A 25,676-nucleotide genomic window follows, 5' to 3' on the forward strand; every position below is an offset into this window, starting at 1 on the left:
CCCAAAAATTTTTTTTCTAAAATGAGGCCTACCTATTTATTGAAGCTATCCTTGTTTTATTTTTCCCTCAAAGGGTAAATACAAAAGTAATAAGGAAGGTGGCTAAAAAGATGAGTAGAGAATCTGTTAAAAAAGAGCAAAAGAAAAAAATAGAACAAGATCCTCATGTTGATCCATTACCACTTGAAGATATTGAACTAGAAGTAAAAGAGGAAAAAGTAGGAAAGAAACAAAAAAATCAATCGAGTTCATCATCGAAGAACGAACATGATTATAGTAGTAAATAAAATAGATATGAACACAAGGTTTCTCAAATTTTTTGAGGAGCCTTTTTTGAATGCTAAGCCTCTTCATGATTTCATTAGATCGAGTTAGTGCTTAAGAAAAGTGAAATAGTACATACTACATCTGTACATATTGAAAAAAATGGAGGGAAAAAGAGATGGAACAACAATCAAATATGGCAGAATCAATTCTTCAATTTAAAGAGGGTTTGGCTCATTTATCGCACACTTTACCAACATATGCAGAGAAATTTAACGAGTTTACAGAGGAATGTTTCAAAGAAGGTGCGGTTAGTGCCAAGCAAAAGCAGTTAATTGCACTAGGAATTAGTGTGCAAGCACAAGATGAATATTGTATTATCTTTCATACGAAAGGCTGTATCGATCAAGGATGTACAGAACAAGAAATTATGGAAACCATTGCTGTTTCGTCAGCCTTTGGTGGAGGAGCGTCAATTAGTCAAGGGGTAACTTTAGTGCAAAATTGTATCAATGAATTCAAACCGTTAAACTAGGAGTTGAAATTGATGTCAAATGAAAAAGTAATAAAAAAGGCAAAAGAAATCATCAAGAATCATCCTATCGGTGTATTGGCAACGGTAGAATCAAATGCGCCACATATTCGTTATATGGCTTTTTATTGTGAAGATAGTGAGGGGTTCACTCTTTATAGTGCGACAAAGAAAAATACAGAAAAGGTTGAAGAGATTGAGGAGAATGGACATACTTCCATTCTTTTGGGTTATACTGGTAAAGGTCTGAATGATGAATACATTGAAGTCAAGGGACATTGTCGAATCAGTGAAGATGAAGAGATAAAAAAGAAGATTTGGCAGGATTCTTTCTCCCGTTGGTTTGAAGGGCCTGAGGATCCAAACTATGTCATATTAGCCATTACCCCTCAAACCATTCGTTTTTTAAATAATGAACATCAGCAAACAGAAGAAGTAACTATATAGAAAAGAGATCCCGTTAATTAAGCGGGATTTTTTTTTTTTATTGAACAGAACATATGTTTGTGTTACCTTTAAAAAAGGAGTGATATATAATGACAGCATTCAATATAGAAGAAAGAATGAAGGCGTTACACATACAAGGGTTAACAATAACAACGATTAAAAATAAGAAAATCTTTCAAAGTGAACAATATGGAGTGCGTAATAAACACGACCAATTTCCTGTTATGGGAAATACGATGTTTAATGTGTGCTCTATAAGTAAATTGCTTACTACGGTCTTAGCTTGCAAACTAATAGATGAACAGCTCCTCCAACTTGATACACCAATAAATGAATTGGTCACAACATGGACAATATCCTCTAATACACCCTCACCCAGCCTCACCCTTAGACAATTATTAAGTCACCAATCTGGTATCATTGATCCGCCAAATAGTTTTTTACCCTATCAAAAACGTTGGGGTTACCCTACAGTAGAACAACTTTTTCTTGGGAAGACTGAATATTGTCGAGAGCCTATCATCAGGCAAGAGAATCAGGTGGGGAGATTTCATTATGCAGATGCGAATTTTTGCTTGATAGAGAAGTTAATAGAGGGAGTCACAGGTAAATCTTTCACGCTATTAATGGAAGAGAAGGTATTGCAGCCGCTGGGTATGGCGTGTAGTACCTATGAGGTTACTTATGGGAAAAATATTTCTCAAGGACATGATAGGAACGGAGCAACAGTGAAAGAGAAATACCCACATTATCCTTATCCAGCTGCTTCAGGGTTATGGTCAACATCTAAAGACATTAGTAAGCTGATGATTGAACTCATGGATGCAATCGTTGGTGATAGTAAGCTCGGCCTCTCACCCCTAACTATAAATGAAATGTTTACCTCACAGGGTGAGTGTGAATGGTTAGGGCTTGGTTGCTTTTTAGGAAGTACATCCAATGGATTTGAATTGAGTTCCCTTGGTTGGGGAGTAGGTTTTCAAAGTTTGCTTGCTCTATACCCGCAAAAGAAGGAAGGGATAATAATTTTGACGAATACTGAGCTTGGTATTCATCAAATGGATGGGCTCATCGGTGAAATTTATCGGGCATTTATAGGGAAAGAGTAAGAGGATAAATAAAAAACGCAATTTACCTCCAATAAATTTTCTAAGCATTAATCATAAGTAATTAATTTCTCAAAAGAACAAAAGAGCGCTGGGATAGAGTAACCTTCTTGGAATCTCTAGTGGTGATTATCTCGTAACGCTACTTTCTTTAATTAAGAAATAGCCAAGTTGACAAGGATAATGACAACTTATTAGAGGGGGAGTATGCGCATTACCGGGTGCTAGAATGAGAAACATACGTTTATACCTTTAGTAGTAATTAATGTAATTAATATATATTGGTAAATTTTTTGATATTATCAAAGATGTTTGTTCGTTTTTTAAAGATTAATAGTTGAATATAAAAAGAAAAATATGCAATTGATGGGATATTTTTCTTATGTTACAATATGTTGGTTGTGAAAGGAGAGAAACGAGATGAAAAGTAAACAAATTAAACAACTTGCTCTCGCATCATTGCGAGACAATTGGGGAAAGGGTGTATTGCTCTCATTCTTATATTTTCTAATTACGTTCATCCCCGAATTTTTTATGGAAATCCTGTTAATTCCTTATCCTGAATGGGAGTATGCTGCAGGGTATAATTTAATTAGTATTGCAATTAGTATCATCTTAATTCCATTTGGTGTAAGTCTTTCATTGTCGTACATTACATTAATCAGAGGGTCTAAGCTTCCAGTGGAGGAATTATTTACTGGATTTAAGTATTTGAGTTTCTTAAGAGCTTTGGGATTAACGATTTTACAAAGCATTTATATTTTCTTATGGTCCTTATTATTGGTTATCCCAGGCATCATTAAGTCGCTTTCATATTCTCAAGCGATGTACATATTACGTGACCGCCCAGAATTATCTGTGAACAAAGCGATAACTGAAAGTCGAAAAATGATGAAGGGTCATAAGTGGAGATATTTTTGTTTGAACCTAAGCTTCATCGGTTGGGCTTTTCTATGTATCTTAACGCTTGGAATTGGGTTTCTTTGGCTTGGCCCATACTTTTTAACAGCGCATGCACACTTTTATGAAGATTTAAGAGACCGAGAAGGTGCTGTTGCTGTGAAGGAAGCGATTATATAATTGTTTAGAAGACCTTCATCTTATAAAGATGTTGGTCTTTTTATCTTTTATATAATTTACTGTATATACCTGATGTTTTCTTCTTAAATCAATAGGGAACACTTTTAATCTGGGTTTAGCAATTATCTAGCTTTCTTTTTTTTGTGCAGAAGATGCTTTATAATGAATGAAGCCAATGATTAACAATTAAGACAGGTATTTAGTGTAATTGCTTTTTTCTTTACCTGTTTCTATTATTAATGGATAGATATGAGCAATGAAGAAGGAGTTGATCTTAGTGATCAAACAATCAATCCTACCAGCTATTCGTAATATGAAGGATTTTGAGAAAGTCATTTCTTCGCAATATGAGTATATGATTTTACTGGATTCTCACATTACACAAATAAAAAGTGTTGTAGCAACAGCTAAGAAGCATAATAAAAAAATCCTCATTCATATGGATATGATTGATGGTTTAAAGAATGATGAAAGTGGCACTTTATTCGTTTGCCAAGAAATTAAACCAGCTGGGATTATTTCGACCAAGCGACAAGCGATTATTACAGCCAAGAAAAAAGGGGTACTAGCCATTCAAAGGCTTTTCTCCATTGATACCCTGGCGTTAGAGAATGGACTAGAGTTGTTGAAGAATACAAAGCCAGATTATATTGAAGTATTACCTGGCATTATTCCAGAAATCATTCGCGAGGTTCATGAGAAAACGGATATAAAAATAATTGCTGGTGGCTTGGTGAGGGAGAAATCAGAGATTGAATCAGCCCTCGAATCCGGTGCTATCTCTGTTTCAACATCTAACAGGGATCTATGGGAGCTATAATTAACTGCGATCTTTTTCTACTTGCAGCAGGTTGGTAGAAAAGGATGGCTTTTTTTATTGCTGAAAAAAAGATTGCATTTTCTATTCGCTGAAGAAATATAATGACTTGGAAGGGCGCTCATCTTCAGTCAGATTTGTTTACTTATCGACTCGGAAGGCTGTGAATATGGGGATAAGTATCTTACTTGTTGCTAAAAACCAATCGGTCTGGTGATTTTTCTTTACATGTCTCTTATCTTATTCTTCTAAAAAATTTAATTATTTATTTGCAATCGTTTTCATTTTATTATAATATGGTTCGTACAAGTTAATTTATTTTGTCGGAGATTTAGAGAGGCATGCGAAATAACGTTTGATCGTTATTTTCTTTCGCATGCCTCTTTTTGTTTTCTCTTGAAAGGGTAATGTAAAAAGTAGTTTTATAGTCTATTAAATGATTAGGAGGATTACTGAATGTCTGATATTTTTATAGGAGAGCTAATTGGTACTTTCATATTAGTCGTATTCGGTGTTGGTGCTGGGGCCAATTTGAATTTAAACAAGACATTTGCTAATGGTGGTGGCTGGATTGTCACTTCATTTGCATGGGGGTTTGCTGTCGCGTTTGGTGTCTACGTTTCAGATTTCTTTGGTGCGGGTGGCCATCTCAATCCAGCGGTAACATTGGCGGCGGCTTTAGCTGGTAGTATTGAGTGGGGAGCTGTTGCATATTATGTATCAGGACAAATGATTGGGGCATTTATTGGTGCAGCGTTTGTTATCTTATACTTCTATCCACACTGGAAAGCTACAAGTGATCAAGGCACGAAACTGGGCGTTTTCTCAACAAGCCCAGCAATTAAAAATACACCATTTAACTTTATAAGTGAAGTACTTGGGACATTTATTTTAGTCTTTGGTTTGAATGCCATTGGATTAAATTCATTTGCTGAGGGATTAAATCCTCTTATCGTTGGATTCTTTATTGCCGCAATTGGTATGAGTCTTGGGGGAACAACAGGTTATGCGATAAACCCAGCTCGTGATTTAGGCCCGCGTCTTGCCCATGCATTACTACCCATCCCAGGCAAAGGGTCTTCGGACTGGGGCTATGCTTGGATTCCGGTTATAGGTCCATTAGTTGGGGCTGTTCTTGCAACATTTGTATTTCAATCTTTATTCTAATAAATAGGGGGATGCCGACATGACAAAAAAATATATCTTATCACTAGATCAAGGAACAACAAGTTCAAGAGCGATACTTTTTAATAAAGAAGGTCATATTGTAGGTGAATATCAACGGGAGTTTAAACAGCATTTTCCAAAGCCAGGCTGGGTTGAGCATGATGCGATGGAAATTTACGCTTCTATTCTTTCTGTTATGGCGGGTGTCATAAGTGAAAATAACATACAAGGCAGTGATATTGCCTCTATTGGGATCACTAATCAAAGGGAAACAACGGTTGTATGGGATAAAAATACCGGTTTACCGATCTATCACGCCATCGTATGGCAATCAAGACAAACGAGTGAAATCTGCAATGAATTAAAAGCAAAAGGATTAAATGATACTTTTCGTTCGAAAACGGGCTTATTAATTGATGCATACTTTTCAGGTACAAAAGTAAAGTGGATATTAGACAATGTTGAAGGAGCACGTGAAAAGGCAGAAAATGGCGACTTGCTTTTCGGAACGATTGATACATGGATTATTTGGAAGTTATCTAACGGTCAAGCACATGTAACAGATTACACGAATGCATCAAGAACATTAATGTATAATATTTACGACTTGAGCTGGGATGACGAATTATTAGATATTCTTACAGTACCTAAGTCTATGCTGCCTGAGGTGAAATCCAGTTCTGAAGTGTATGTGGAAACAGCGAAAGAGATTTTTGGGGATATCACGATTCCCATTTCCGGTATTGCTGGTGACCAACAAGCTGCTTTATTCGGTCAGGCTTGTTTTGAGAAAGGCATGGCAAAAAATACGTACGGCACAGGGTGCTTTATGCTTATGAATACAGGTGAAAATCCAGTGCAATCAGAAAATGGTTTACTCACAACTATTGCATGGGGACTGGATGGTAAGGTAGAATATGCATTAGAGGGTAGTATTTTTGTTGCCGGATCGGCTATTCAATGGTTAAGAGATGGCATGAGAATGATTAAGACTGCCCCAGAAAGCGAAAACTACGCAACGCGTGTAGAATCAACTGATGGTGTTTATCTTGTACCTGCATTTGTTGGACTTGGGACACCCTATTGGGAAAGTGATATTCGAGGAGCTGCTTTTGGAATGACACGTGGAACGACGAAGGAACATTTTATTCGTGCCACATTAGAGAGCCTCGCGTATCAAACAAAAGATGTGTTAACAGCAATGGAAAGTGATTCAGGTATTGAGCTAAAGAAATTGCGTGTCGATGGTGGCGCTGTGAAAAACAATTTCTTAATGCAATTCCAAAGTGATATACTAGACACTATTGTTGAGCGCTCAGAAATTAATGAAACAACGGCTTTAGGGGCTGCGTATTTAGCCGGCTTAGCTGTTGACTTCTGGACAAAAGAAGAAATCATTAATAACTGGAAAATTGGAGATTCCTTTGAAAATCAAATGGAATCAAGCAAGCGTGACGAACTATATAACGGCTGGAAGAAAGCAATTAAAGCAACAATCGCATTTCAATAAAACAAGTTAATATAAAATGTTGGAGAATGAGAGACCGCAAATCAACCCTGTACATAAGGGCTATTTGCGGTCTTTTCTTTTTATTCAAGGAAGGATGGATAGATGATGAATAGAAACGCAAACTTAAACGAATTGAAAAACAAAAAATTTGATTTACTTGTACTCGGAGGTGGGATTACCGGAGCTGGAATTGCTCTTGATGCCCAGTCACGTGGCTTAGATACAGGACTAATTGATATGCAGGATTTTGCTGCTGGCACAAGTAGCCGCTCAACAAAGCTTGTTCATGGCGGGCTACGTTATTTAAAACAAATGCAAATAGGTGTTGTGGCAGAGGTCGGAAAAGAAAGAGCCATCGTTTATGAGAACGCACCCCATGTTACCAATCCTGAATGGATGCTGCTTCCGTTAATTAAAGGAGGTACCTTTGGACCGTTTACTACTGGTATTGGATTAAGGGTTTACGACTTTCTTGCAGGTGTTAGGAAAAGTGAAAGAAGGAAGATGCTATCTAAAGAAGAGGCAATAAAAAAAGAGCCATTACTTGTAAAAGACACCCTGAAAGGTGCGGGTTACTATGTAGAATATAAAACGGATGATGCCCGTCTCACACTTGAAGTCGCTAAAAAAGCAGATGAACTCGGTGCAACCTTGGCAAACTATGTCAAAGCAGACGACTTTATATATGAAAATGGCAAAGTCATTGGTATAAATGCAGTTGATGTATTATCTGGCGAAGCTTTCCCTATTTATGCGAAGGAAGTTGTTAATGCTACAGGTATCTGGGTAGATGGACTAAGAAAAAAAGATGGCTCTCTAAGTGGTAAGAAATTATTTCATACAAAGGGTGTCCATTTAGTATTCGACCAACAAGACTTTCCGTTACAAAACGCTGTTTACTTTGATACACCAGATAAAAGAATGGTGTTCGCCATTCCACGTAATGGAAAAACATATCTAGGTACAACAGATACTAAATATGAGGGAGACCTCGTAAATCCAGAAATGACAGAAGAGGACCGTGATTATCTACTAAAAACCGTTGAACTGGTTTTTCCAACATTATCACTGTCTAAAGACCAAATTGAATCACATTGGGCGGGTGTTCGTCCACTCATCTACGAAGAAGGAAAAAAAGAATCCGAAATCTCACGTAAAGATGAAATATTCTATTCTGATACTGGGCTCATCACCATAGCAGGTGGCAAACTAACAGGCTACCGCAAAATGGCCGAGAAAACAGTCGATGTTGTCGCAGAGAGATTAGGAAACACCCAATCATGTCAAACAGATCACATCATTCTATCAGGCGGTGATGTAGGTGGTTCTAATGGCTACCAGTCTTTTGTGGAAGAGCAAAAAAAGAATGGTAAAGCAATCGGATTCACAGAACAAGAAGCAAAGCGCATAGTCGAACGCTATGGCTCTAATGTCAAAAACGTATTTGAAATTGCTAAAAAAGCTAAGGGTGAGCATGATAAAGTCAATCTATCCCTTGAAGCCTATGCTACATTAATCTATAGCCTAGAAGAAGAAATGGCCGAAACCCCAACCGATTACTTTATGCGACGCACAAGTGCCATATTGTTTAATAAACAATGGGCAATGAATTATAGTGAAGCAGTTGTGACATTTATGAGCGATTATTTTGCTTGGGATGCACAAAGGACAGAGAAAATGAGAGGAGAGTTGAAAGAGGAAATAAATAAGGCATAATGATAGAACAACGTACGGCTTAAGCTGTGCGTTTTTTTTCTGAATTAGAATGAAAGAATTTTTAGAAGTTTAAGGTTGCAATTATCAAGTTTTCTCACTTTTTAGTGGTTTTAAAACCGGTAGTGTATTGAATGTGATATGTCAAAGTAATCATGATCAGGATTTAAACGTATTGAGCATATTGAGGAAAAAGGATTATTTGCATGTCCACCTCTTACACCCTACTAAATTCGTTGTTAAGTATTTAATATAAGTAGCTATAACTGAATGAATCTATAAAAGATAAAATGAGCTTGGAAGATAATCCAAACCCATTTTGTATCTTGAATGTATGATTATTCCATAATCGCTACTAAACGTCCTGTCACTTCATGACGTTCTAAACGAGCTAAACCTTCCCCAATTTCCTCAAAGGTGATTTCAGTAATAGCTGGATTGATATCGCCTGAAGCCATTAATTTATATACTTCTGCAATATCGTATTTATCTCCACCAACACTTCCGAGTAGGCTTGCTGCTTTTAAGATAAGTGGATCAGTATTAATAGTAGATTCTAGTTTCCCCATACCTACTAATACAACTTTACCACCTGGTGCCACCACATCAATTGCGCCAGCTGTTGTTGTACCGAAGCCTGCATAATCGACTACTAAATTTGGTGCAATATGGGCTAATTCTTTAATATCTTCAAAGACATCTTTTACACCAATTTCTTTGGCTAATTCACGTGCTTTAGGGCTTACATCTACTGCATATGTTTCAATACCAGCCACAACAGCTGCACGAGCAGCAATTTGACCTAATCCTCCGATACCAATTACTGCTACTTTCATTCCTGGTTTAGCTTCACCACGTTTGAACATTGCGTGATAAGAGGTCATTCCTGCATCGGTGCCAGCTGCAGCTTGTGCATAAGTTACACCATCAGGAATGGGTACAAGGTCAATCGCGGGTGCAGATACTTTATTTGAATAGCCTCCATCATAACCATATCCAGGTCCCATACCAACTAAGCTAACAGGACAAACACCAACGCGGTCACCTACTTTGAAATCGGTTACACCTTCGCCAACTTCAGTAATCATACCTGCTACTTCATGTCCCATAATGATTGGTTTTTTCTCGATAATATCCATCCATTTTGGATCATGCAAAGCTCCTACATCAGAATGACAAAGTCCAGCTGCCTTTACATCGATAATTACACGACCCTCAGTTGCTACTGGGTCTGGTTTTTCAACTACTTTCAATGGTACATTGGTTGCTGTAAATTCCCAGCCTTTCATATTAACCCCTTCTTTCTAAAATGTTTAACCATGGTTCCTACCTAGGATTTGCCGATTAAATTGATATTATAATTGTACATTGTCGACAATATAAATTATAACGCTATTTGTGAATTCTGTATACTGTATCAAAAATAGTAATATATTACTAGCTTTCCTCTATACTTACTTTTCTATAAGAAAAGTTTGTCACCAATGTAAATGCTAGAATATTATTTAAAATATTCTAACTATTTATTGACCATTTAGTTTATTTGTCTTACAATAATACAAAATGAGGAGGGATAATTTATGCGATTGAATACAGAACGAAAAGAAGAGCCCCTTTTTATAAAAGTTCATGAAAAAGACAATGTAGCAATTGTGGTTAATGCTGGTGGGTTAAAGGAAGGTACAACCTTTTCTAACGGGCTGGTTCTTACTAGTAGAGTACCACAAGGACATAAAGTAGCACTTAAAGAAATAGCTGAAAAGGATGAGATTATCCGTTACGGAGAGGTGATAGGAAAAGCGCTGAAACCTATTAAGAAAGGAAGTTGGGTAGAAGAGTCGATGGTTGAGCTTCCTATTCCACCAGATTTACATAAGTTAAGTATAGCAACTCGTGTGCCTGATGCCCTTCCACCATTAGAGGGGTATACATTCCGAGGATTTCGCAATCCTGATGGAAGTGTAGGAATAAAGAATGTATTGGGAATATCAACAAGTGTGCAATGTGTTGTAGGTGTACTTGATTTTGCTGTGAAGAGAATAAAAAATGAATTACTGCCAAACTATCCAAATGTAGATGATGTCGTAGCTATTAATCATCAGTACGGATGTGGAGTAGCCATTCAAGCGCCAGAAGCAATCATCCCGATAAGGACTTTGCAGAATTTAGCTAAGCATCCGAACTTTGGAGGGGAAGCCTTAATCATTGGTCTTGGGTGTGAAAAGTTATCACCATTAATGCTCGCACCTGATGGTAAAGATCGCGACATATTGTCTTTACAAGAACAGGCAGGTTTTTCAGATATGGTAGCAAATATTATGAATATGGCCGAAGAAAAGTTAGAGAAACTAAACCTTCGCAAAAGAGAGACCTGCTTAGTAAGCGATTTAGTGGTTGGCTTACAATGTGGGGGAAGTGATGCTTTTTCAGGTGTTACAGCTAATCCTGCTGTTGGTTATGCTGCTGACCTTTTAGTAAGAGCTGGTGCGACAGTCATGTTTTCTGAAGTAACTGAAGTAAGGGATGCAGTTCATCTTCTGACACCTCGGTGCGAAACGAAAGAGATTGGAAACGCTTTAATTAAAGAAATGCAATGGTATGATGAGTATCTTCAAAAAGGTGAAGCAGATCGAAGTGCGAACCCATCTCCCGGTAATAAAAAAGGAGGACTTTCTAATATAGTAGAGAAATCATTGGGTTCAATTGTTAAATCTGGTAGTAGTGCTATTTCTGGTGTGCTTGCACCAGGAGAAAAGGCAACACAGAAAGGTCTCCTTTATGCGGCTACTCCGGCAAGCGATTTCGTATGCGGTACATTACAGTTAGCTTCTGGCATGCATCTACAGGTATTTACAACTGGTAGGGGCACACCGTATGGATTAGCAATGGCACCTGTCATAAAAGTATCCACAAGAAATGCTTTAGCAGAACAGTGGAATGATTTAATTGATGTAAATGCGGGAACGATTGCCACAGGTGAATCAACAATTGAAGATGTAGGATGGGAAATATTCCATCACATTATTGAAGTAGCAAGTGGAGAAAGAAAGACATGGGCAGATCAATGGGGGCTTCATAATGATTTAGCTCTATTTAATCCTGCACCGATTACTTAATCAGATAAAAAAAGCGAACCCAGTACCGTTCTTTACATACGGTTTGGGTTCGTTTTTTATTCTAATACTTTTCCTTCAACAAACTTCAAATGATTGTACATTGCTTGAAATGCAGCCTGAGGATCTTTTTTCTTTAGTGCTTCATAAATGGCTTTATGATGTCTGATTGTTTTTTCTTTTTCACGATATTTGATTTGTGCGTTGATTTTTACATGTGAGAGTAAAAGCGAATCAATCATTCCTTGTAAGACAGGATTATTTACACTAAGGGCTATAATTCGATGGAACATGAGATCATGTTCACCATATTCGTTGTCGACTGAATCCTCCATTTTGATAATTGTGTCATTCAATGCTTCAAGAGTTTCATCTGTCATTTTTTCTGCTGCATATGTAACAAGGCCTAGTTCTAAAGAGGTGCGTGCTTCAACGATTGCTTCAATATTGTCACTAACAAGGGAAAGCATGGTTGAAAATGGTTTATTACTTATACTCTCAGTAAAGTAAGTACCATCTCTCGTTTTTCTTTTTACAATACCAAGAGATTCCAGTGAAGTCATCGCCTCTCTCATGACGGGACGACTGACACCTAGAAGTTCCATTAATTCCATTTCCGGAGGAAGTTTGTCACCGGGTTTAAGTTTATTTGAAATTAATAAATCAATTATTTGTTCCTCTACTTGCTGAGCCAATGTTTTTCGTACGACTTGGCTACTAATTAAATCAAGCGCATCTTTCTTCACAATTGTCCACCATCCAAATTACTATAGTTTAATTAATCTAATTGTAATACAAATAGAATTAAAAGAATAGCAAGCCCTTTGGGAAAATAAATAAAAATTTTGAAAAAATATATTGTCAGTTAATTTAATTTGTCTTACAATTATACATAACAAATTGAAAGGGGAGGAATGAAATATGCATTCACCTAGAAAAGCACCTACAGGTATTCTCGGATTTCCTGTAGCTCCATTTGATGAAAATGGAAAATTAGACGAAAAAGCGTTAGAAGTTAATATTCGATTTTTGATTGAAGAAGGATTAGAGGCAATCTTTATCGCATGTGGATCAGGAGAGTTCCAATCATTAAGTAAAGAGGAATATGAAATCATGCTTGATGTTGCCATCCAAGAAGCAGGTGGTAAGGTACCTGTTTATACAGGTGTAGGTGGAAATATTCAGGATGCCCTTTCATATGCGCGCTTATCAGAAGATAAAAAAGCAGATGGCTTTCTTGTATTACCTCCCTATTTAGCAGAAGGTGAACAAGAGGGATTATATGATTATCTGTATCAAGTAATTTCAGAAACATCACTTAATGCTATTGTTTATCAAAGGAATAACGCGATTCTACAACCTAGCACATTAGAGAAATTACTAGATTTAGAGCAGCTTGTTGGCCTAAAAGATGGTGTAGGGAATATGGAACTGAATATTTGTTTAACCAATCGTATCGGTAAACGTTTAAGCTGGTTGAATGGCATGCCTATGGCTGAGGTAACAATGCCAGCTTATATTCCATTAGGGTTTGATTCGTATTCCTCTGCAATTTCGAATTATATCCCTCATATTTCTAGACAGTTTTATGATGCTTTGTTACAAGGGGAAAATGAAATTGTCCACGAGATATATAAAGATATTATTTTACCAATAAATGAGATCCGTAAGCAGCGAAAAGGCTATGCAGTCTCCTTAATTAAAGCAGGTATGGAACTGTCAGGATTACCAGTTCAGAACAAGGTTCGTGCACCTTTCACACCTGTAGAACTTGAACATTACAAACAATTAGAAAGTATTTTGCAACGAGCAAAAGAGAAGTATCCAAAAAAGCAAAAGATTGTCAGGGGGTAAGGGAATGAGTACAGTGACAACGACAAACTACTTAAATTATATTAATGGGGAATGGATAGCGTCGAATTCAAATGAAACAATTGAAAGTATCAATCCGGCGGCACCGAGTGAAATAGTTGGTGTGATTCAATCGTCAACAACTGATGATCTAGATAAAGCTGTTGAAGCAGCAAAACATGCGCAGAAACCTTGGAGAAATTTAAGTGGTGCCCAGCGTGGTGAAATACTTTATAAAGTAGCTGGGTTAATGGAGGAGCGGTTAGAAGAAATTGCTGAATGTGCTACGAGGGAAATGGGTAAAACACTTGCGGAGACGAAGGGTGAAACGAAACGTGGCATAGCGATTTTAAAATATTATGCAGGAGAAGGAATGAGAAAAGTAGGTGATGTCATTCCATCTACCGATAATGAAGCATTGATGTTTACGACAAGAGTACCACTTGGAGTTGTGGGCGTTATTACTCCTTGGAATTTCCCTGTTGCTATTCCAATATGGAAAGTGGCACCAGCACTGATATATGGAAACACGGTAGTCATTAAGCCTGCTAGTGAAAGCGCTGTTACTTTTGCGAAAATTGCTCAATGCTTTGCTGATGCAGGATTACCAAAGGGTGTACTAAATATGGTCACTGGCTCTGGCGCTGTAGTCGGTGGAGGGATTGCTAAACATCCAGATATAAAAGGAATTACTTTTACTGGGTCAAATGCAGTTGGTAAATCAATCGCAAATGAGGCAATGAAACGAGGCGTGAAGTATCAACTTGAAATGGGTGGTAAAAACCCAGTAATCGTTGCCAGGGATGCTGATTTAGAGTTAGCAGTTGACGCCGTTATTAAAGGTGCATTTCTCTCTACTGGACAAAAGTGTACAGCAACGAGCCGAGTAATTGTAGAAGAAGCGGTATATGATAGATTTGTAGAAAAATTGGTGATTGAAACGAAAAAGATTACGATTGGATCAGGTCTTCATGCAAGTAGTTGGATGGGACCATGTGCAAGTGAGTCGCAATATAAAAATGTATTACAAGCTATTCAAACAGGGGTAAGTGATGGTGCAAAGCTTCTTCTAGGTGGTAAGCCATATGAAGACAAGGAGAGTGGCGGCTATTTTGTCGAACCAACAATCTTTGAAGTAGCAGATCAAGAAATCGCTATTGCTAGAGAAGAAATTTTCGGACCGGTTATCGCTCTCATAAAAGTTTCGTCATTAGAGAGCGCAGTTGAAGTAGCTAATGATTCTGCTTATGGCTTAAGTGCCTCGATTTTTACGCAAAATATTACAAGAATGCTGAAATTTGTTCAAGAGATGGAAGCGGGATTAATTCGGATTAACGCTGAAAGTGCTGGTGTTGAATTACAAGCACCATTCGGTGGTATGAAGGAATCGAGTTCACATTCAAGAGAACAAGGAGAGGCTGCAAAAGAGTTCTTTACATCTATTAAAACGGTGTTTGTAAAAGGCTAGCATCAGGATGAGTAGGCAGCGTGACCTACTCATCATTTAAAAAAACAGCAGATTGTTTACGCTTACATTCAATAAAATAAAAGAGGGTGATTACCATGGCAGTCCTTAAATCGGAAAGACAAATAACACCAGCAACCGGAAAGAAAACAAAAGCGAGATGGTTAATTGTTTTAATGATCTTTATTGTCACAGTTATCAACTATGCTGATCGTGCTACTTTATCAATTGCCGGTCCAGCGCTATCAAGTGATCTAGGTATAAATTCTGTTATGATGGGGTATTTATTTTCTGCATTTGCATGGTCCTATGTATTAGGGCAGATTCCTGGTGGATGGTTGCTTGATAAATTTGGCTCTAAGCGTGTTTATTTTTGGAGTATTTTCCTATGGTCTTTGTTTACTTTGGTACAAGGATTAATAGGTTCATTTCAATCAGTCACAACAGTTGTCATCATTTTATTTGCCTTAAGATTTTTTGTAGGGTTGGCAGAATCACCATCTTTCCCTGCAAATAGCCGAATTGTAGCAGCATGGTTTCCGAGTGCGGAAAGAGGGACCGCCGCAGCAATCTTCAATTCAGGCCAATACTTTGCTACCGTTCTATTCGCACCTATTATGGGGTATATCACCTTCACTTTTGGTTGGGAATATGTCTTCTTTTTCATGGGGACCATCGGAATCATTGTAGCCTTTGTATGGTTAAAAACGATATACAATCCAAAAGATCACCCTAAAATTAATCAAGCAGAGTTAGATTATATAAAAGAAGGCGGCGCATTAGTTGATATGGATACTGCGGCCAATCAAGTGGAGAAAAAGCAAGGGCCGAACTGGCAATATATAAAGCAATTATTAAGCAATAAAATGCTTCTCGGCGTCTACCTAGGACAATATTGCATAACGACATTGACCTATTTCTTCTTAACATGGTTCCCGGTCTATTTAGTGGATCAAAGAGGTATGAATATATTAGAGGCAGGTTTAGTTGCTTCATTACCTGCTATCTGTGGATTTATTGGTGGTATATTGGGAGGAACGTTCTCTGATTTCTTATTGAAGAAGGGTGTCTCGATAACGGCAGCAAGGAAAATACCAATTATTACTGGTTTACTTCTCTCTATGAGCCTTGTCATTGCTAACTATGTGACCACAGAATGGGTAGTTGTTTTTGTAATGTCCCTTGCTTTTTTTGGCAAAGGATTTGGGTCTCTGGGATGGGCCGTTGTTGCGGATACTTCTCCGAAAGAGATGTCAGGTGTGAGTGGAGGATTGTTTAATACTTTTGGTAATGTAGCAGGTATTACTACTCCAATCATTATTGGCTATATTGTAGGCACAACTGGATCTTTTAATATGGCGTTGTTGTTTGTTGGTGCGAGCGCTTTAGTCGCAATATTAAGTTATTTATTCCTTGTAGGTGAAATTAAGCGAGTAGAATTGAAGAAAGTTTAATAGGGGAGGAAGAAAGGTATGGAAGCAAATATAGTAGATAAAATGATAGCTAAAGAAGCACCCGTTATCACAAAGGTGGAGGTCATCCCTGTTGCAGGTAGAGACAGCATGCTCTTGAACTTAAGTGGCGCGCATGCCCCTTTTTTCACTCGAAACATCTTAATTTTGCATGATCATTCTGGACGAATGGGAGTAGGTGAGGTTCCTGGAGGAGAATCTATTCGTCAAACGCTAGAAGCTGCAACAGAAATAATCATGGGGAGTTCAATTGGTGCTTATCAACAAGTGCTTAAACAGGTCAATGAAGCATTTGCTAACAAGGATGTAGCAGGAAGAGGACAACAAACTTTTGATTTACGTACAACCATTCATGTTGTTACAGCTATCGAATCGGCGTTCCTTGACTTACTTGGTAAATATCTGAATGTACCTGTATCGGACTTGCTAGGAGAAGGTAGGCAACGTGATCAAGTTGAAGTATTAGGCTATTTATTCTATATTGGTGACCGCCATAAAACAGATCTCCCGTATGAATCACCATCAAGCGATAATAGTCGTTGGTTTCAGTTACGTCATGAAGAGGCTGTCACACCAGAGCAGGTGGTAGCCCTTGCTGAAGCTTCATACGAAAGATATGGATTTAAAGACTTTAAACTAAAAGGCGGCGTGTTTAATGGAGAAGAAGAAATGGAATCCATTATAGCCATTAAAGAACGCTTCCCTCATGCTAGAGTGACACTTGATCCTAATGGGGCTTGGTCCTTAAATGAAGCCATCGCATTATGTAAAGGGAAAAATCATATACTTGCCTATGCAGAAGACCCATGTGGGGCTGAAAATGGCTTCTCATCTAGAGAAATTATGGCTGAGTTTCGTTTAGAAACAGGCTTACCAACGGCAACTAATATGATTGCCACAGATTGGAGACAAATGGCACATAGTATTCGCTTACAAGCTGTTGATATACCCCTTGCCGACCCCCATTTTTGGACGATGCAAGGCTCTGTGAGAGTTGCTCAAACATGCAAGGACTTTGGCTTAACATGGGGATCGCATTCTAACAATCACTTTGATATATCGCTGGCGATGTTCACCCATGTCGCAGCTAGTGCACCAGGGAAAGTAACTGCTATTGATACACACTGGATTTGGCAGGAAGGTCAGCATCTAACAAAAGACCCCTTCATAATAAAAGAAGGAAAAATCGAAGTACCAAAAAAACCGGGCTTAGGCATTGAGATAGATAGAGAGAAACTAGCAGATGCTCATCAACTCTATCAAACATACGGACTTGGCAGCAGAGATGATGCCAAAAGTATGCAATACTTAATTCCAAATTGGCAGTTTAATCCGAAGAAACCTTGTATGGTTAGATAAGGATAAATAAACGGTTCAGATAACACCAGGATTGTGTCCTGGTGTTTATTTAGCTTTTCTAAAACTTACTATTATGTAAGATCTAAGACCAATTGTGTACGATCAAATAAGTCTTGTCAGTATGAAGGCGATAAAGGTGAATAACTAGAAGGATTTAACTGCTAGAGTTAAAGTAAATAAAAAAAATGAAAAAATATGACGAAATATATTTTAAATATTTAGAAAAATATGTATAATTACTAAGATAAAGGTCTTGGTAGTTAATCATATTTATAGTATTGATGTACTAGTCGCAGTGAAAGGCTTGTGCTTGGGTTTGAGTCAATAGGTGGAGATACGACAAAATGTCTTTTAGAAACGATGAATATCTTTATTTCTTTTGATGAGAGTGTGAAGAGAAAGATAGAGATAAGTGAGCGGTGGGAGATGAGGGACTTTATTCGAGTATTAAAGAATAACGAACCATTTTATTTCTCACTTTTTATTTTAACATGAAGACAATGTCAGGTTGAGAATTTGTTCCATATGTTATAAGGGCTAAGATTAAAGGTCTTCATAGAACGCGCCATTTTAAAAAAGTAATAACACAGTTACGTATAGAGAAAGAGTTAGCGGAGAAATATCGAGATGAGAAGATGGTTCAACCATTAGTTGCCGACATGAATCATTGGGGCATAAAGAACTCTTCATTTCATTTTGGTCCCCTGTTGGCAAAGAAGCAATTGCCATTAAACAAAGTCTAATCTATGAATATTGTTTATGAATCTCCCCTTTCAAATACGAAGCTCATAAAAAAAGAATGGAGGGATTTAAGGGATCGTTCGAGTATACAATAGCCAGTTGGAAGACATTTGAAGGGGTATTGAAAGCAAGTAATCAGATGTTTTTCTTGATAATAACATGCATTGTTTTTGTAACCTCATTCTTTGGTTCGATAGACAAGGAGGTGAAGCTTAGGGGAGAGCTAATTAAAATAAAAGCACTCAAGTCAGTCCTGGCAGACATCGGACTTGAGCGCTGTGCAGTTGGTATACCAACATGATGTTAGTATACCCTTAATTTACTTAATTGAAAATAAGTAAATAAGAAAGGGGATAAAAATGCTAAACCGTACTGATTATTTACTGAAGGGCAAAACGGAAGCTTTAAAAGCGATAAATGTACATAATAACTATATTCATACACAAGTAATCGAAGGAAAGAATACAACTTTTATTGTGGAAAAACCACCAATAGCCATTGTAAAAGACAGTTTGAGAGAGTATGGAATGACCTATAAAGGGGCTCTCCAAGCTGCTAAGTACAAGCTAGATAAAAAAAGTACACCGCCTATTCGTATTTGGGGGGCTCAGGATATGTATTGGTTCTATTTTTCATCTCAATACGATATTGATAATACATTTGTTTCTCTAGCCCATATTCATGAAATGCAACCATTCAATAAAAATATGACAAAAATAATTTTAACAAGCGGTTATTATTTCAATCTTTCTATAAGCTGTAATAAAGCTAAGAAAAGGTGGGACCAAGCACGCCTTCTTCGTGGACAAATTCAAGATTCAATAAATAAGCAATCATCCGTTCCTTTAATGGAGCTCCCTGGAATGATTAGTGAAGAAAAGGAAGAGTATAAATCAGAATGATACTATACGTACGAAGAGTCAGTTCGAGAATCAACGAGTTATTGCCATATAAGCAGGTCAAGGAGTAAAGTCGCTATATTAAAAGAAGACTTTGTCGTGTAAGTAGGGCAACCAGTGAAATCACTACTAATCAAAGAAGAATTAGAGAGATAAGTAGGGTAACCAGTGAAATCGCTACTAATCAAAGAAGAATTAGAGAGATAAGTAGGGTAACCAGTGAAATCGCTACTAATCAAAGAAGAATTAGAGAGATAAGTAGGGTAATCAGTGAAATCGCTACTAATCAAAGAAGAATTAGAGAGATAAGTAGGGCAACCAGTGAAATCGCTACTAATCAAAGAAGAATTAGAGAGATAAGTAGTGTAACCAGTGAAATCGCTACTAATCAAAGAAGAATTATTGAGATAAGTAGGGCAACCAGTGAAATCGCTACTAATCAAAGAAGAATTAGAGAGATAAGTAGGGTAATCAGTGAAATCGCTACTAATCAAAGAAGAATTAGAGAGATAAGTAGGGCAACCAGTGAAATCGCTACTAATCAAAGAAGAATTTGTCACATAAGCAGGTCAAGCAGTAAAGTCGCTTCTAATAAAAGACGACCACCCTGCCATTGAATTCGCAAAATGAGTAGCGCTAAAGCTAGTTCCGTGAATTTTGATTAGTATTAGCGTGAGTCAATCTCGATTATGATAGATAGAAAGGAGACTTCTCTTGCCAACTTATAACAAACTAGTGCGTGATAGAATTCCCGACATCATCCAAAAGTCAGGGAAATCATACAATACAAGAATACTATCTCACTCCGAATATACAATGGCACTTAAAGATAAACTTCAAGAAGAGGTGAATGAATATCTAGAGGCAGGGCACTTGAAGGATCAAGGTGAAGAGTTAGCTGATATTCTCGAAGTCGTTTATGCATTAGCAGAAGCCCAACAAATGTCAACGGATGTATTAGATGAGATTAGAAGGACAAAAGCTCAACAAAGAGGAAGGTTCGAGGGTAGGGTGCTTTTGATAAATGTGCAAGAATAAGTTTATTATAATGTTTAAGGCAAAATCAATGGTACTACAAAAGGATACATAAGAAAGCACATGATGCATGCTTCATAGATTTTCTTGTTATGTCACATTTCCTTATAAGTTCGTTGACGCTGTCTTTTACAACAGAAAGACTGTCTATTGGGTGCTAAATCATGGGGAGGATGTTTGAGGGAGGGAAAGTATTAGCCATCGGTGAAATTACGGATATCATATTTAGAGAGAAAAGAAGTATATCAAATAGAGGAAACGCTGTAATTTGCATAGGGAAACTCTAGAGGGGTTAAGGCTCTAGAGTTCTTCCTTTGTTAAAAACGCTGCTATTTCCTGGCTACTTCTAAGTGTGATTATCTTCAAATTTGGCTTAGTATCTTTATATTTACGAAACCGCTCATGCATTTTTTTCTTTCTTCTATAATAAGTAGTCACGATAAACTTAAAGAATACCCAGTCAATTTTTTCATGACAGCCTTCAGCTATTTCAGGTCTTGATCTTTTATGAAATTGGATACGGCGTTTAAAAATCCGGTAGAGACAGGTGGAGAGAGGGAGTTCTAAATAGATGATTGTATCTGCTGCTGCTGTTCTAATGGGGAAGGTACTAGTGTAATTCCCCTCAATAATCCATTCAGGTTGTTTTATAATGTCTTGTTGAAGGTGAATGAATCTCTCTTCTGTTGATTCTTTCCAATTGGGGAGCCAGTATAAGGTATCTAAATGATGGACATCTATTTGTAGCTTCTTGCCAAGTTTTCGAGCAAAAGTAGACTTGCCAACACCTGCAGATACACCTATAACCATGATTTTCTTCATACGACACACTCACTCCTCTTCTACATAAGCTTAATTAACGCTATTAGAGAGCTTCATTTTCCTTTAAAATGATAGTAACTGTCAATAGGAGGAAAAGAGAATGATTGAAGAAGAAATGTACAACCAAGCCATCACACTTATTGAAGAGCGCTATCCTAAAGGGTGGGGTGGAGCGGCTGTGATTGATTCATACTGGTGATGAACGTTATCTCATTAGTGTCGCACCAGTCACGTTTAACGCTAGTACGGAGTTATGTATTGAAGTTGGTGCCATTTGTGAAGCACATAAATTTAATATTGATGTCACACATTGTTTATGTGTCGTCCGTGATAATGAGAATAGCCCCTTCAAGGTTCTTTCACCATGTGGTATTTGTCAAGAGCGTTTGCGCTATTGGGGACCGAAAGTAAGAGTCGGAGTAACGACAAAAGAAAAGCTACTTAAGTTTGTTCCTTTAGGAGAACTTCAACCTTTTCATTGGACAAATGCTTATCCAAACTGAAGAAATCGAGCGCTTTAATAGCAAAGTAGAAAAGTTGCGTTGATTAGGATTAATGTATAAATATAATCAAATAAAAGCTATTTGTGTAAGTAGTAATAAAACCACACCCTTCATAAAATCATTTTTAAAATTGATTTTATGTTCAGATGTGGTTTATTGTGAAAAATTATAGTGTCAAGCCACCATCAACCATCACTGTTGTCCCAGTCATGTAGCTTGATGCATCAGATGCTAAGAAGCTCACCACGTTCGCGATTTCTTGAGGTTCAGAATATCTACCCATACGCATCACACTGATTTCAGCAGGGACATAACCAGTTGTTTTCATTTGTTCTTCCACTCCTTTAGTCAGTGGAGTGGCTACGCCACCGGGGCAGATGGCGTTTACACGGATCCCTTTTGATACATATTCGAGTGCAGCCCCTTTTGTTAAACCAACTACAGCATGTTTACTGGCAGAATAGGCTGCAGCACTATGCTCAGAACGAACGCCAGCAGTAGAAGCGGTATTGATGATGTGTCCATGGCCTTGTTGTTCCATCACTTTTAAAACCGCTTTCATTCCAAGGAAAACTCCTTTAGTATTAATATTCATCACACGATCGAATTCGGATTCTTCGATATCAGTGAACATCGAGAATTTTTGTACAACTCCAGCATTATTGAAAAATACATCAATGGTGCCGAAAGTATCCACTGCTTTTTGGACATAATGATTAACATCATCCGCATTAGATACATCTGCTTTAATGAAAATGGCTTCCACCCCTTTTTCTTTTACTAGATCGAGTGTTTCATTGGCAATTGTTTCATTGAAGTCAACGATGACTAAGTTAAAACCGTCTTCTGCTAATTTAATCGCAGAAGCGCGTCCAATTCCTCCACCTGCACCTGTTATAACTGCTGTTTTCTTACTCATATAAACATCCCCTTTTGCGAATAAAATTGGTCGACAAGTTCAGTGTTAGACACCTTGTCTATTTAAATGATAAACTATTTGAGATGTTGTTAGGTACAAAGAAACCTTATTTTCTAAGAAGATAGACATAAATAAAGTATGTGTTGAGGATGGTGATTTTGTGATAAAAGACCCAAGGGTGTTGCAAACTTTTGATTTGTTGTGCAAAGGTTTTACAAATTTACTCCAATCAGATGCCATCGAGCAAATCAATATTAAGAAGCTAACGGAAGCTTCGAAAATCAACCGTACGACCTTTTATTTACATTTTGCCGATTTACAAGCTTTTGTTACCTATTATGTTAATCGCCTTTTCCAACATTGGTCGGATATCGTAAATAGTGTTCCTTCTCTTCCAGAACATAAATCACTACAAGAGCCTTATCCAGGTTTAGTGCAATTATTAGAATATATTAAAAGTGAACAAGTGCTTTATCATTGCTTATTAGTGGAGCATCGTTTGCCATTATTTACAGTAGCTTTAAGAGAATGGATGATTAAATTTACAAACCAAGGTTTTGGTACGGTCACACAAACTCCTGCCTTAAGCGAATCAGAGAGAAAAGTAAGGGAAGTTCATATTTTAAGCGGTACGATTGGGTCCATTGTATGGTGGCTAGAAGAGGGATTTCCGATATCATCGCAAAAACTTGCAGAAGAATTGACCTTAATAGCGGCGAAGGGGCCTTTTTATTTAAAATAGAAAAAAGTACTTGAAAATTCAGAATTAGAGATTATAATAGTAACTAATCAAACTTAATGCCTATTCATTAGCTATTAGAGAATAACCTTCTGTAATAACAACTAATGAACGAATGGCTATCTTAAACTATAACTGTCAAATGTATGGTGACGGTTGTATTTGAGATAGCCTATTTATATTGGTATGGGTAAACGAGAGTAGTTAGCTTGTGACAATAAACATGTAAGCGCTTTGAAAAGTCAATATATTAGAATGAAAGTTTCAGAGTGGAAATACTTCATCATGAAGCATGTACGCATATCTCCAATTACTAGTTTTATTGAAAAGAGCATAGGAGATAAATGTTACCGACGATGGAATCGTTAGAGATGAATGATATAACCAGATTTGGATTTAATTTTAGGAACAATGATTTTAAAAAAGAACTTCTGTAAAGCAGCCTGTTTATTAACGATTAAAAATTCCCTTTTTTAATCTCCATTAGTAAACGCCCGTCCTTTGAAATATAGATGGTGTACTGCTATCCATTTATTTAGAAGGTTTTTTATGGATTGTCAAAGGGAGAGAACAGAATGAAGATTCGTTCAGTTAATAGTTTTATTTTAGATATTCCAACAATTAGACCACATCAGTTGGCGATGCACACAATTACCAAACAAGCGATAGTATTGGTTTGTATTCAAAACGAAGAAGGCCAAGAAGGTTGGGCAGAAGTAGCTACGATCGGTGGTGCATCTTATGGAGAAGGTACACCGGAAGCGATTAAGGTCAATATTGATACTTACATTACACCGCATTTGATTGGTAAAAATACAAGTGATTATGCGAAAATAATGGCCGATTTAAGTAAAGTGGTTAGAGGGAATTATTTTGCTAAATCTGTAGTCGAGTCAGCGTTAATTGATTTAGCAGCAAAAGAAAAACAATTACCAGCATATGAATTACTTGGGGGGAAAATCCATTCTTCTCTCCCACTTGCGTGGACATTGGCAAGTGGCGATACAGCTAAAGACATCGCGGAGGCGGAACGATTTTTAGAGGAAAAGCGTCATAGAATTTTCAAATTGAAGATAGGGAAGGGCGATCCATATAAAAATGTGAACCATGTATTGGAGATTATTCGCTCCGTGAGTGATCGAGCAAGAGTAACGGTAGATATTAATCAGGCATGGGATGAAACAACTGCTGATTATTGTATTGCAGCACTTCAAGAAGGTGGTGTTTCAATGGTAGAGCAGCCATTACCCACTTGGAACTTAGAGGGAATGGCTAGATTAACAGAGAAATATGCTGTTCCAATTATGGCTGATGAAGCAGCTAATTCTATCCATGATGTTTTTCAGATTACTAAACTGCGTGCGGGGAATAGCATTGCCCTTAAACCGTGTAAGCATGGTGGATTATTAGAAACGAAGAAGGTAGCAGCTATTGCTGAAGGTGCTGGGTTTAGCCTTTATGGTGGGACAATGATTGAATCAACATTAGGAACAGCTGTCTGTGCTTCGGTTTACTCTACAATAGGCGAATTTGCATTTGGTACTGAATTGTTTGGTCCTTTATTATTTAAGGATCGTCTAACAGTAGACAATTTGCGCTTCGAAAATTTTGAGTTAATTATTCCAGACGGTCCTGGATTTGGAATGGAAATAGATAAGGATAAAGTTGAATTTTACCAAAGATAAAAAAGTGGTTAGGGCAGAATATTCTGATAGAATAGAATTAACTGTATGGTTAAAGGAGTGTTATAAATGGCGATGTCAACAGCTTTCTTAACTGCGTATGCGAAGGCTCCCCAAAATACGCCTATGTATGAAAATAATAAACAGATTGGAATCATGCTAGAGATAAATAAACAAAGTCATACGATTGTTAATGTCGATTCTACTTTTATGACAGGACTTGCCAAAGATTATTTGAAGAGAATGATTATTGGGACAGATTTTAGTATAGATATATCAGACTTGATTTTAGATATAGAGATGAACTGTATTATTCCTTCACAACAAGCTTTAATTGTAGCCTTAAAAGTCGCGCACCAGAAGTATCGTGATACTTTTCTAAAAAAACCAACTGAATAATTGCCCGTTTATTTACGATTTCAAGACTCTACTTGAAATAA

General features: G+C 37.3%; 23 protein-coding genes and 1 pseudogene. 20 read left to right on the top strand and 4 right to left on the bottom strand.

The window, feature by feature from the left end; all coding sequences use genetic code 11:
- Positions 1-110 precede the first annotated feature (110 nt).
- The 9 genes from LG276_RS04740 to LG276_RS04780 all read left to right on the top strand — a co-directional run bounded on the left by LG276_RS04740 (position 111) and on the right by LG276_RS04780 (position 8,639).
- The gene (locus tag LG276_RS04740; protein WP_224934639.1) at positions 111-287 is read left to right on the top strand and encodes a hypothetical protein; all 177 of its coding nucleotides are present in this window, start codon (positions 111-113) and stop codon (positions 285-287) included.
- Positions 288-442: 155 nt separating this feature from the next.
- The gene (locus tag LG276_RS04745; RefSeq protein ID WP_224934642.1) at positions 443-799 is read left to right on the top strand and encodes a carboxymuconolactone decarboxylase family protein; all 357 of its coding nucleotides are present in this window, start codon (positions 443-445) and stop codon (positions 797-799) included.
- A gap of 12 nt (positions 800-811) precedes the next feature.
- Positions 812-1,243: a pyridoxamine 5'-phosphate oxidase family protein gene (locus LG276_RS04750; protein WP_251162728.1), complete on the top strand. Its 432-nt coding sequence runs from the start codon at positions 812-814 to the stop codon at positions 1,241-1,243.
- A gap of 89 nt (positions 1,244-1,332) precedes the next feature.
- Entirely contained in the window at positions 1,333-2,352 is a 1,020-nt protein-coding gene (locus LG276_RS04755) for a serine hydrolase (protein WP_251162727.1), read from the top strand.
- 417 nt (positions 2,353-2,769) lie between these two features.
- Positions 2,770-3,429, top strand: coding sequence for a DUF975 family protein (locus LG276_RS04760; protein ID WP_251162726.1), 660 nt, complete (start codon positions 2,770-2,772; stop codon positions 3,427-3,429).
- A 277-nt stretch (positions 3,430-3,706) separates the two neighbouring features.
- The gene (locus LG276_RS04765) at positions 3,707-4,249 is read left to right on the top strand and encodes a glycerol-3-phosphate responsive antiterminator (RefSeq protein WP_307319033.1); all 543 of its coding nucleotides are present in this window, start codon (positions 3,707-3,709) and stop codon (positions 4,247-4,249) included.
- Positions 4,250-4,702: 453 nt separating this feature from the next.
- Positions 4,703-5,413 carry an MIP/aquaporin family protein gene (locus LG276_RS04770; protein ID WP_281202853.1) on the top strand — a complete coding sequence of 237 codons (711 nt, stop codon included), beginning with the start codon at positions 4,703-4,705 and terminating at the stop codon, positions 5,411-5,413.
- A 19-nt stretch (positions 5,414-5,432) separates the two neighbouring features.
- Positions 5,433-6,923 carry a glycerol kinase GlpK gene (glpK, locus tag LG276_RS04775; RefSeq protein WP_224934650.1) on the top strand — a complete coding sequence of 497 codons (1,491 nt, stop codon included), beginning with the start codon at positions 5,433-5,435 and terminating at the stop codon, positions 6,921-6,923.
- A gap of 102 nt (positions 6,924-7,025) precedes the next feature.
- Positions 7,026-8,639: a glycerol-3-phosphate dehydrogenase/oxidase gene (locus tag LG276_RS04780; protein ID WP_373370936.1), complete on the top strand. Its 1,614-nt coding sequence runs from the start codon at positions 7,026-7,028 to the stop codon at positions 8,637-8,639.
- Positions 8,640-8,974: 335 nt separating this feature from the next.
- Here the strand turns inward: LG276_RS04780 and LG276_RS04785 are convergent, their stop codons facing one another.
- Complete coding sequence (locus LG276_RS04785; protein ID WP_251162724.1) at positions 8,975-9,925, bottom strand: zinc-binding dehydrogenase; 951 nt, start codon at positions 9,923-9,925, stop codon at positions 8,975-8,977.
- Positions 9,926-10,216: 291 nt separating this feature from the next.
- Between LG276_RS04785 and garD the strand changes: the two genes are divergently transcribed.
- Positions 10,217-11,752 carry a galactarate dehydratase gene (garD, locus tag LG276_RS04790; RefSeq protein WP_251162723.1) on the top strand — a complete coding sequence of 512 codons (1,536 nt, stop codon included), beginning with the start codon at positions 10,217-10,219 and terminating at the stop codon, positions 11,750-11,752.
- 56 nt (positions 11,753-11,808) lie between these two features.
- On the opposite strand, the gene LG276_RS04795 is transcribed toward garD, so the two are convergent.
- Entirely contained in the window at positions 11,809-12,495 is a 687-nt protein-coding gene (locus LG276_RS04795; protein ID WP_251162722.1) for a FadR/GntR family transcriptional regulator, read from the bottom strand.
- A 175-nt stretch (positions 12,496-12,670) separates the two neighbouring features.
- Here LG276_RS04795 and kdgD point away from each other — a divergent pair, with 175 nt between their 5' ends.
- From kdgD to LG276_RS04825, 6 genes are all read left to right on the top strand, one after another.
- Entirely contained in the window at positions 12,671-13,603 is a 933-nt protein-coding gene (gene kdgD / locus LG276_RS04800; protein WP_224934658.1) for a 5-dehydro-4-deoxyglucarate dehydratase, read from the top strand.
- Between the two features lie 4 nt (positions 13,604-13,607).
- The gene (gucD, locus tag LG276_RS04805) at positions 13,608-15,068 is read left to right on the top strand and encodes an alpha-ketoglutaric semialdehyde dehydrogenase GucD (protein ID WP_224934660.1); all 1,461 of its coding nucleotides are present in this window, start codon (positions 13,608-13,610) and stop codon (positions 15,066-15,068) included.
- A gap of 95 nt (positions 15,069-15,163) precedes the next feature.
- Positions 15,164-16,519 (top strand): MFS transporter, encoded by a 1,356-nt coding sequence (locus LG276_RS04810; protein WP_224934662.1) that lies wholly within the window; start codon positions 15,164-15,166, stop codon positions 16,517-16,519.
- A gap of 18 nt (positions 16,520-16,537) precedes the next feature.
- Positions 16,538-17,896, top strand: coding sequence for a glucarate dehydratase (gene gudD / locus LG276_RS04815; protein ID WP_224934664.1), 1,359 nt, complete (start codon positions 16,538-16,540; stop codon positions 17,894-17,896).
- A 1,100-nt stretch (positions 17,897-18,996) separates the two neighbouring features.
- Complete coding sequence (locus tag LG276_RS04820; RefSeq protein WP_224934666.1) at positions 18,997-19,539, top strand: competence protein ComK; 543 nt, start codon at positions 18,997-18,999, stop codon at positions 19,537-19,539.
- A gap of 711 nt (positions 19,540-20,250) precedes the next feature.
- A complete protein-coding gene (locus LG276_RS04825) occupies positions 20,251-20,574 on the top strand; it encodes a nucleoside triphosphate pyrophosphohydrolase (RefSeq protein ID WP_251162721.1) in 324 nt (107 codons plus the stop codon).
- A 297-nt stretch (positions 20,575-20,871) separates the two neighbouring features.
- Here LG276_RS04825 and LG276_RS04830 read toward each other — a convergent pair whose 3' ends face one another.
- The gene (locus LG276_RS04830; protein WP_251162720.1) at positions 20,872-21,393 is read right to left on the bottom strand and encodes a topology modulation protein; all 522 of its coding nucleotides are present in this window, start codon (positions 21,391-21,393) and stop codon (positions 20,872-20,874) included.
- Positions 21,394-21,493: 100 nt separating this feature from the next.
- Here LG276_RS04830 and LG276_RS04835 point away from each other — a divergent pair.
- Positions 21,494-21,896: pseudogene (locus LG276_RS04835) on the top strand (cytidine deaminase).
- A 166-nt stretch (positions 21,897-22,062) separates the two neighbouring features.
- Here the strand turns inward: LG276_RS04835 and LG276_RS04840 are convergent.
- Positions 22,063-22,815 (bottom strand): SDR family NAD(P)-dependent oxidoreductase, encoded by a 753-nt coding sequence (locus LG276_RS04840; protein ID WP_095370404.1) that lies wholly within the window; start codon positions 22,813-22,815, stop codon positions 22,063-22,065.
- Positions 22,816-22,975: 160 nt separating this feature from the next.
- Between LG276_RS04840 and LG276_RS04845 the strand changes: the two genes are divergently transcribed.
- The 3 genes from LG276_RS04845 to LG276_RS04855 all read left to right on the top strand — a co-directional run bounded on the left by LG276_RS04845 (position 22,976) and on the right by LG276_RS04855 (position 25,635).
- Positions 22,976-23,557 carry a TetR-like C-terminal domain-containing protein gene (locus tag LG276_RS04845; protein ID WP_224934697.1) on the top strand — a complete coding sequence of 194 codons (582 nt, stop codon included), beginning with the start codon at positions 22,976-22,978 and terminating at the stop codon, positions 23,555-23,557.
- Positions 23,558-24,129: 572 nt separating this feature from the next.
- Positions 24,130-25,239 (top strand): muconate/chloromuconate family cycloisomerase, encoded by a 1,110-nt coding sequence (locus LG276_RS04850; protein WP_251162719.1) that lies wholly within the window; start codon positions 24,130-24,132, stop codon positions 25,237-25,239.
- A gap of 66 nt (positions 25,240-25,305) precedes the next feature.
- A complete protein-coding gene (locus LG276_RS04855) occupies positions 25,306-25,635 on the top strand; it encodes a DUF3870 domain-containing protein (protein ID WP_224934700.1) in 330 nt (109 codons plus the stop codon).
- Positions 25,636-25,676: the final 41 nt, after the last annotated feature.

It is taken from the genome of Cytobacillus kochii (assembly GCF_044790165.1).
In the GTDB taxonomy this organism is placed as follows: domain Bacteria; phylum Bacillota; class Bacilli; order Bacillales; family Cytobacillaceae; genus Cytobacillus; species Cytobacillus kochii.